The organism is Vibrio sp. 1F253, assembly GCF_041439295.1.
Lineage (GTDB): Bacteria > Pseudomonadota > Gammaproteobacteria > Enterobacterales > Vibrionaceae > Vibrio > Vibrio tasmaniensis_A.
Window position 1 is genome coordinate 1 of sequence record NZ_JBGONU010000088.1, and the last position, 6,604, is coordinate 6,604.

Genomic DNA, 6,604 nt, shown 5'->3' on the forward strand with positions numbered 1-6,604 from the left:
GCTTAAGAAATTACAATGCCCAGGTGGGTGAAACTTACGCGATGATAAAAGCGTTAAACAAACTTACTGGGTTAGGTATGCCTGAAACTTGTCGTATTGACTCAGAAATACGCGAAACGGGTTGGCTCTATCTCTAAATTTAATTACGCAACAAAGCCGGTCGATAATTAAAAATGGACTGCTTGACAATCCTGAAAGCTTATCTGTTTGGGAACAGCTTCACTCGAAATCAGCCTAATTTCATATAAAAATCAGTACGCTTGTGCTTCTTCATAACTTTGCGACAAACCGTCATGAACGACAGATAACACTCTCAAATAGAAAGTATTTAAAAATGGAGAAGAATGCTCAGTCATTGTTCATTCCTTAAGCAAAGTTTTAAAAGTAAATTTTCGGATTAATTCTTCTGCGGTGAGTGGTCTTGAGTAGTAGTAGCCCTGTACCATGTCGCACCCGACCTCTTCAAGATAACGCCTTTGCTCCTCAGTTTCGACGCCCTCAGCCACAACGGATAACCCCAGATTCTGAGCTAAGTCCACCACAGATTTCACTATCATTTTGTCGTGTATGCTGGTCGCCAAACTCTCAATGAACGATTTATCAATTTTCAAAACCTTTGCGTTAATTCTTTTGAGGTACGATAAAGACGAAAAGCCAGTACCAAAATCGTCGATAGCGATACTGAATCCTACATGTTCTAACTTTTGCAACACGCGCATTGTTTTTTCTGGGTTACTCATCAATACCGACTCTGTCACTTCTAATTCAAATATGGAAGGAGAGAGTCCCTCTTCTGAAATCATACTTATAATGCTCTCAAAGAACTCAGGTTGCTCTAATTGTTGAACGGAGATATTCACAGCCATTCTACCTGGCAACACTCTACCCTCTGATTGCCACTGACGAAATTGCTTACTGGCGGCTTTGATGACCCACTTACCGAGAGGACACATGTTCGAATATCAAAGGGTAATGTTCGAATATCAAAGGCTCACACACAATGCAGGACTAGGGAAAATATGAGGGGATCCGTCAGCGTCGCCGGTTCTCTCGCAACTTTGCGGGATTTATTATTTTTAGATATGATAAGATCTTTATACATAATAAAGAGTAATCACAATGAAAAACAAAGGCTTCATTTTAGGTGTTTTCGCTTCAGTAGTACTTGTAGGTTGTGGCGGTGGTTCGTCAGCGGCACCGAGTGCAACAGTAAAAACGTTTAGTGGTAATGGCCTATACGTTAACCCGACTGACTTGACCGTCATGCTTGTTGACTCAAAGCGATCTAAGAACAACCTAATTGTGGGTGACTTCGCGAACAACAGCGTTTACTTTGTTGATAGTGCGACCACGACAGAAACATCGATGACAACTAGAGGTCTATCTTTTACTAGCAACAATGTTTTTGTGAAAGAAAGAATTCAGTTAATGCATGCTAAATTTACAAACAATATTGCAACTCTAACAGCCGTTGTTAGCGGGTCAAACCTTGTTTACTCAATGAATAAAACAACTGACTCATTAGCTCTTGCCCAAATCACCGGTACTCATACCAATGCAACAGATGGTAGTACGTGGACGATTAACGCAGATGGTTCATATGTCGTTAATGGCGTTTGTACAATTACAGGTAAATTGGTTCGTAATGGATCTTACTTTAATGCAGATAACGCAAGTGCCGTTTCTTGCTCGCAATCAGCGCTAAATGGCAGTTACAACGGGGTTTTCTTGACGGTTAAGCACAACGGTAAAGATTACATTGCAGGGGTATTAGGTAATGACACGGGTATTTTGTATGGAAATGCTCCAACGAACTAAATTGGTCATTAACTAGGGCGTGTTGATCTTTGTTGTGTATCTCATGTTCAGCAATACATCGGTAGCCCGCGGTAACATGAATGCCAGCGATAGCATGCTGGCATAATTCCTTTCTAGCTTGTCATATCTACTTGAAATAGCTCGTTTGATGGTCGAGCCATCACAATCTTTGAACAAGTTTTTGAATATGGCCAATACAACTCACCGAAACGTCACCAAGCATTCCTTGATAAATTGCAGAGTATTTTGCCGAATAAAATCAGTCCGATCATCGTTTCTGATGCGGGTTTTAGAAATACTTGGTTCCGCCAAGTTCAGAAGAAAGGTTGGTTTTGGTTAGGTCGTGTCCGAGGTGAAGTATCAATCAAACAACCTCAAAAACCTTGGGTCTCAAATAAAACCTTTTATCCAAACGCTGTCCATAAACCCAAATATCTTGGCCACTGCTTATTAGCAAAGAGATCACCGATATCTTGTGAAGCCTATGTTTATAAGGGATTATAAAAAAGCAGAAAAGCCCAGCGCCATAGCAGAACCAGCCAAAAACACTCCGCTACACATCTCTATCAACGCAGTGCAAAGGAGCCGTGGCTACTCGCGACGAATGTCCCTAGACATATCTTAAATGAAGTACAAATTACCAATCTGTACGCCAAGCGTATGCAGATAGAAGAGGCCTTCCGCGATCTAAAGAGTACCGCCTATGGGATCGCACTTCGTCACAACAGAACTCGTTGTACTAAGCGATTAGATATCCTGCTTCTTATTGCGTTGCTCGCTGAAATCTTGATGTGGTGGAATGGCCTCATTGCAGTACAGGCCAAATGGCATTTTGACTTCCAAGCCAACAGCATTAAACACCGTCGAGTTCTATCCATACCTCGTCTAGGGAGAGAGGTTCGAAATCATCGGCGATATCAAATTAATGAATCCCAATATCAATGGGGAATGTTCGAATATCAAAGGCTCACACACAACGCAGGACTAGGGAAAATATGAGGGGATCCGTCAGCACCCAAGGTTGGGAATACTAGGGCGTGTTGATCTTTGCTGTACATTTCGCGTTCAACAATACATCGGTAGCCACATTAACATGAATGCCAGCGATAACATGTTGGCATAATTCCTTTCTAGCTTGTCATATCTACTTGAAATAGCTCGATAATACTTAATTCTCCCAAAGGCATTTTCGACCAAGTGACGATACTTGTATAGACACCAATCCATACTGTCTTTGTCTATATCTTGTCCGTAATTGCGTTTAGCAATTACCGTTTCTCCGCCACGTTCCTTAACAAAAGTACGGAAAGGTTCGCTGTCATATCCTTTATCACAAACAATGGTATTAACTTCACCGAGTTGCTCAACTAAGCTTTCGGCATGCACTATATCGTGGCGTTGTCCCTCTGATAAATCAAAGCAAATCGGCAGGCCACCACTATCTACGGCTAAGGGAATTTTGGTTGAGTTGCCCCCGCGACTTTTTCCTATTTGCTCTGAACTTTCAGTAGCTGCACCTGTACTATGCTGATGTTCTCTAACTATAGAGCCATCAAGAAATACCCATTCAAAATCAGCCATGTTAGATAAGCTTTTGAAAAGATTATCTAAAATCTCTTTCTTCGACCAAAGATTAAATCGTCTGTAAACGGTACTCCACTCTCCGAACTCAGAGGGTAGATCTCGCCAAGGAATACCTGTTCTCATTCGATAAAGTATTCCTTCAAATGTCATTCGATGTTCAGTTTTATCGTAAATACGACCTGTACTTTTCATAACTTGGAGTAGCAGTTCCCAGCGAATATCAGTTAGCATTGTTCTTGGCATGGTATTGGTTATGGTTTTACTTTTGGCGAAGCAAATTATAACTCTTTACCATGCTGTTCAAAAAACACTCACGAAAGATCAACTCGCCCTAGTTTCTCTAATCTAGTGGGTCGCAGTTTAGAACCATCGGAATTACATGCTTCTTCGTCGATCAAAGTTGGGTAATAATCTTTTTCACCTTCCATCGGCTTTGTTGCGCCCGATTTCAGATAATAAGTGCGACATTCATAGAAAGGTGTAGAAGAGGAAGCCAACTGCTGAAAGTGGTACGCTCTTCTCGCCAAAGAAACAAGCAGTACTACCATGAACTATCAGCAGTTGACCGAAGGCAGAAGATACCAGATTCCTGCCCTTTTGGAACGGGGGATTTCAGTTTCTGAAATTGCTAAAACCGTTCAGTGCCATCGCGGCGTTGTTGATCAAATCAGCTTGAAGGTCAACGACGCCATATTTGACTCACCGTTAGCTTCGAACAGGCATGCCTAGTCCTATGACTTTGTTTATAGCTTTGACATTCGCCATGATTTCACCCACTTGAGCGTTGTAACATCTCAAGCTCAATTTACCGCTGGTTAGTCCTTTATATCGAGACATTGCGGTCTCAGATATTGAGCGATAGTGATAACCAGATTCGGATTTCCACTCCGCTATTGTTCCGTTTTTCAGAGCCTCTACAGCTTCATTTCTGGGATACCCATCTTCCCAAAACGCTACATTCTTTCGAGGTGGTATCAACGGAGTACAACCTTTATTCTTCAGAGTATTGTGGCAACTTTTTGTGTCATATGCTCCATCGGCAGAGACAGCATCGATCTTTCTACGTAAAGGGTTGAGTAACGTTGGCAGCACTTCGCTATCACCAACATTTACCAGACTGACCTCGGCACTAATGGCTTCATGGATATCTACATCAACGGCTAAGTGCAGCTTGCGCCATGTTCTACGTTTTTCGGCACCGTGCTTTTTCACCTTCCACTCACCCTCGCCAAAGACTTTGAGACCAGTCGAGTCAATGGCTATATGACGAATAGCCCCTTTAGATTTATTACGGTATTTCACCTGGACTGTCTTCGACCGTTTACTGATACAGATGTAGTCTGGGGACGTCAGTGGAACATCCAATAGCTCAAAGATAGAGTCGATAAAACCTTGAAGAGCACGCAATGGTAATGAGAATACTCCTTTAATCATCAAGGCAGTTTCAATCGCTGCATCAAAGTACTGAAAGCCTCTACCACGCTTACCCTGATGGGTTTACATCGCCATGCATCTACGGCTGTATCATCTATCCAGAACGTAACCGAGCCCCGTTTGCACAAAACCTTATTGTACTCCGCCCAGTTAGTTATCTTCTTTTTTGCCTTACCCATGTTGTCACCGCTCTAACCATCATAAAGTATCAGATCGCAAGACTCGAAAAAGGTTCAACTGATTTAGGCAACAACGCCCATAAACAGTTCAAACTCGCGCCGGTACAAACGCCTTTTCCGCCATTGAACTTAATAGTGTCAGCATCTTCGGTGATGTTCTGGCTTTGATGGTTCTATTGCCTTTAACTATTTCCGTGTGTCACCACCAATTTCAGGGATTCGATTTTCTAGCACTTTGATTGCTGAGTGAGGCATTCACGTTTGTCTGCTTGGTCTGTCTTACGTTCAAAGTTACTTCCTTGGTCGACTAATTGACACACACCTTGACTCATTTGTGGCATTACTTAAAGTGGTCAACCAAGGCCCACAACCGGGATAACGAACCGTTCCCGCCTTGCGCATCAGAGCATGTACGTCAGAAAACCCTTTTAGCCCCATTCTTTCACGATAGGTTGAAAACCAAGTCCATTGTGCGTTGCTGATGTTTTTAAACATTGTCCTCCCCATTCATGTTGATTCATACTGACTACGTTGATATCGCAGTCTTTGAGAGCAAAGTCGAAAAACACATTCGTCGGCTTTTTATTCCATCTGCATACCAACACCCGCATCACCGTAAGAGTGGCTGCCTTCACTATTGCAAAAAGCGCCGCAGATGGGCGCAGGCCTGCGTAATATGCCTAAAAAGTTCAGGAGCCTTACCTGGGGCGACGTCCAAGGCTGTTTTTCTACTCAATTAAGCATGCTTGTTGAGTGGTAAAACAGAGTTACTTGGGAATACCAGACACCACATCCTTTGGATGTGCGCCTTCTACTACAAGAATGCACAAGCCAGTTTGTAGCACGGCTCTTGAGAGAGAGCCCATTGTTTTGCTCTTTTAAAAGAGCAAAACAATGTCCTTAAAAGGAGTTTGAATAATGCAAATTATATACGGATATTGTCGTGAAGATGAGGCGGGGAATTTATTAGACCGCTTTGTTGAGCAAGGGGATTTTGTCAGCGTCAAAGAACTGGGCTCAATCGGGCGTGAATACATGGCATTTGCTGCTTTGTTGCCTTTTACTGACCGCCTCCCCTTTCCTTTCTATTGGAAGGGCGTTCATTTCGTTTCGGTTCAAAAACAAACCCAATCAGTCCGTCATCTCACGCCTCCACCATCAAAGAATGCTCGCAAAAAACATTATCGTAAACTCAAAAACACCCTTATGACCCCTCAAAATTGGAAACAACACGTCAGTCGCAATCGCGGTTTGAAGTCTGTAAACGCTTCCTTGTTGCCTTTAATGTAATCAGGAAGAAATGGGGCTCAACGGTAACATGTGAGCCGTAATCGTGGTTTAAAGTACGCGAAATCTTGTTTGTTTTCTTTATGATGCGTGCCTATGTTGATTTTAACCTCTCTCCCCACGCTCCCTTTCATTGGCACGTTGCCCGGTGTCCAAGATCATTAGACCACTACACGGTCTACCTAGGACAACATAAGCATTCCTCCCTGCCTATCAGGCAAGGAGGTGGTAGGGAGCACTCCCTTTTCCTCCATCCTGACCATGTACTTGATAAATTTATCACTCAATAAGGATATTTATTA

The 6,604-nt window shown here is 42.8% G+C and carries 5 protein-coding genes and 4 pseudogenes; 4 read left to right on the forward strand and 5 right to left on the reverse strand.

Annotation, left to right across the window (positions count from 1 at the left end):
* Positions 1-359 precede the first annotated feature (359 nt).
* Positions 360-953: an EAL domain-containing protein gene (locus ACED28_RS22290; RefSeq protein WP_371710778.1), complete on the reverse strand. Its 594-nt coding sequence runs from the start codon at positions 951-953 to the stop codon at positions 360-362.
* A 166-nt stretch (positions 954-1,119) separates the two neighbouring features.
* On the opposite strand from ACED28_RS22290, the gene ACED28_RS22295 reads away from it, so the two are divergent.
* On the forward strand, positions 1,120-1,818 hold the full coding sequence (locus ACED28_RS22295) for a hypothetical protein (protein ID WP_017082806.1): 699 nt from the start codon (positions 1,120-1,122) through the stop codon (positions 1,816-1,818).
* A 47-nt stretch (positions 1,819-1,865) separates the two neighbouring features.
* Here ACED28_RS22295 and ACED28_RS22300 read toward each other — a convergent pair.
* Positions 1,866-1,962: pseudogene (locus tag ACED28_RS22300) on the reverse strand (IS5/IS1182 family transposase); the annotation flags it as partial.
* A gap of 399 nt (positions 1,963-2,361) precedes the next feature.
* Here ACED28_RS22300 and ACED28_RS22305 point away from each other — a divergent pair.
* Positions 2,362-2,817 (forward strand): annotated as a pseudogene (locus ACED28_RS22305) (transposase); the annotation flags it as partial.
* Positions 2,818-2,883: 66 nt separating this feature from the next.
* On the opposite strand, the gene ACED28_RS22310 reads toward ACED28_RS22305, so the two are convergent.
* Positions 2,884-3,645 carry an IS5 family transposase gene (locus ACED28_RS22310; RefSeq protein ID WP_371710779.1) on the reverse strand — a complete coding sequence of 254 codons (762 nt, stop codon included), beginning with the start codon at positions 3,643-3,645 and terminating at the stop codon, positions 2,884-2,886.
* A gap of 68 nt (positions 3,646-3,713) precedes the next feature.
* Complete coding sequence (locus ACED28_RS22315; RefSeq protein WP_371710780.1) at positions 3,714-3,950, reverse strand: hypothetical protein; 237 nt, start codon at positions 3,948-3,950, stop codon at positions 3,714-3,716.
* Between ACED28_RS22315 and ACED28_RS22320 the strand changes: the two are divergent.
* A pseudogene (locus tag ACED28_RS22320) lies at positions 3,949-4,062 on the forward strand (helix-turn-helix domain-containing protein); the annotation flags it as partial. The gene ACED28_RS22315 and the pseudogene ACED28_RS22320 sit on opposite strands and share 2 nt — an antisense overlap.
* 45 nt (positions 4,063-4,107) lie before the next feature.
* Here ACED28_RS22320 and ACED28_RS22325 read toward each other — a convergent pair.
* Positions 4,108-5,015, reverse strand: a pseudogene (locus tag ACED28_RS22325) (IS5 family transposase).
* A 918-nt stretch (positions 5,016-5,933) separates the two neighbouring features.
* On the opposite strand from ACED28_RS22325, the gene ACED28_RS22330 reads away from it, so the two are divergent.
* Positions 5,934-6,305 (forward strand): hypothetical protein, encoded by a 372-nt coding sequence (locus ACED28_RS22330; RefSeq protein WP_371710781.1) that lies wholly within the window; start codon positions 5,934-5,936, stop codon positions 6,303-6,305.
* The last annotated feature ends 299 nt before the right edge of the window (positions 6,306-6,604 follow it).

Excerpts from the sequence above, each read along its gene's own strand:
- ACED28_RS22290 (WP_371710778.1), bottom strand. The coding sequence starts at position 953 with ATGTGTCCTCTCGGTAAGTGGGTCATCAAAGCCGCCAGTAAGCAATTT.
- ACED28_RS22295 (WP_017082806.1), top strand. The coding sequence starts at position 1,120 with ATGAAAAACAAAGGCTTCATTTTAGGTGTTTTCGCTTCAGTAGTACTT.
- ACED28_RS22310 (WP_371710779.1), bottom strand. The coding sequence starts at position 3,645 with ATGCCAAGAACAATGCTAACTGATATTCGCTGGGAACTGCTACTCCAA.
- ACED28_RS22315 (WP_371710780.1), bottom strand. The coding sequence starts at position 3,950 with ATGGTAGTACTGCTTGTTTCTTTGGCGAGAAGAGCGTACCACTTTCAG.
- ACED28_RS22330 (WP_371710781.1), top strand. The coding sequence starts at position 5,934 with ATGCAAATTATATACGGATATTGTCGTGAAGATGAGGCGGGGAATTTA.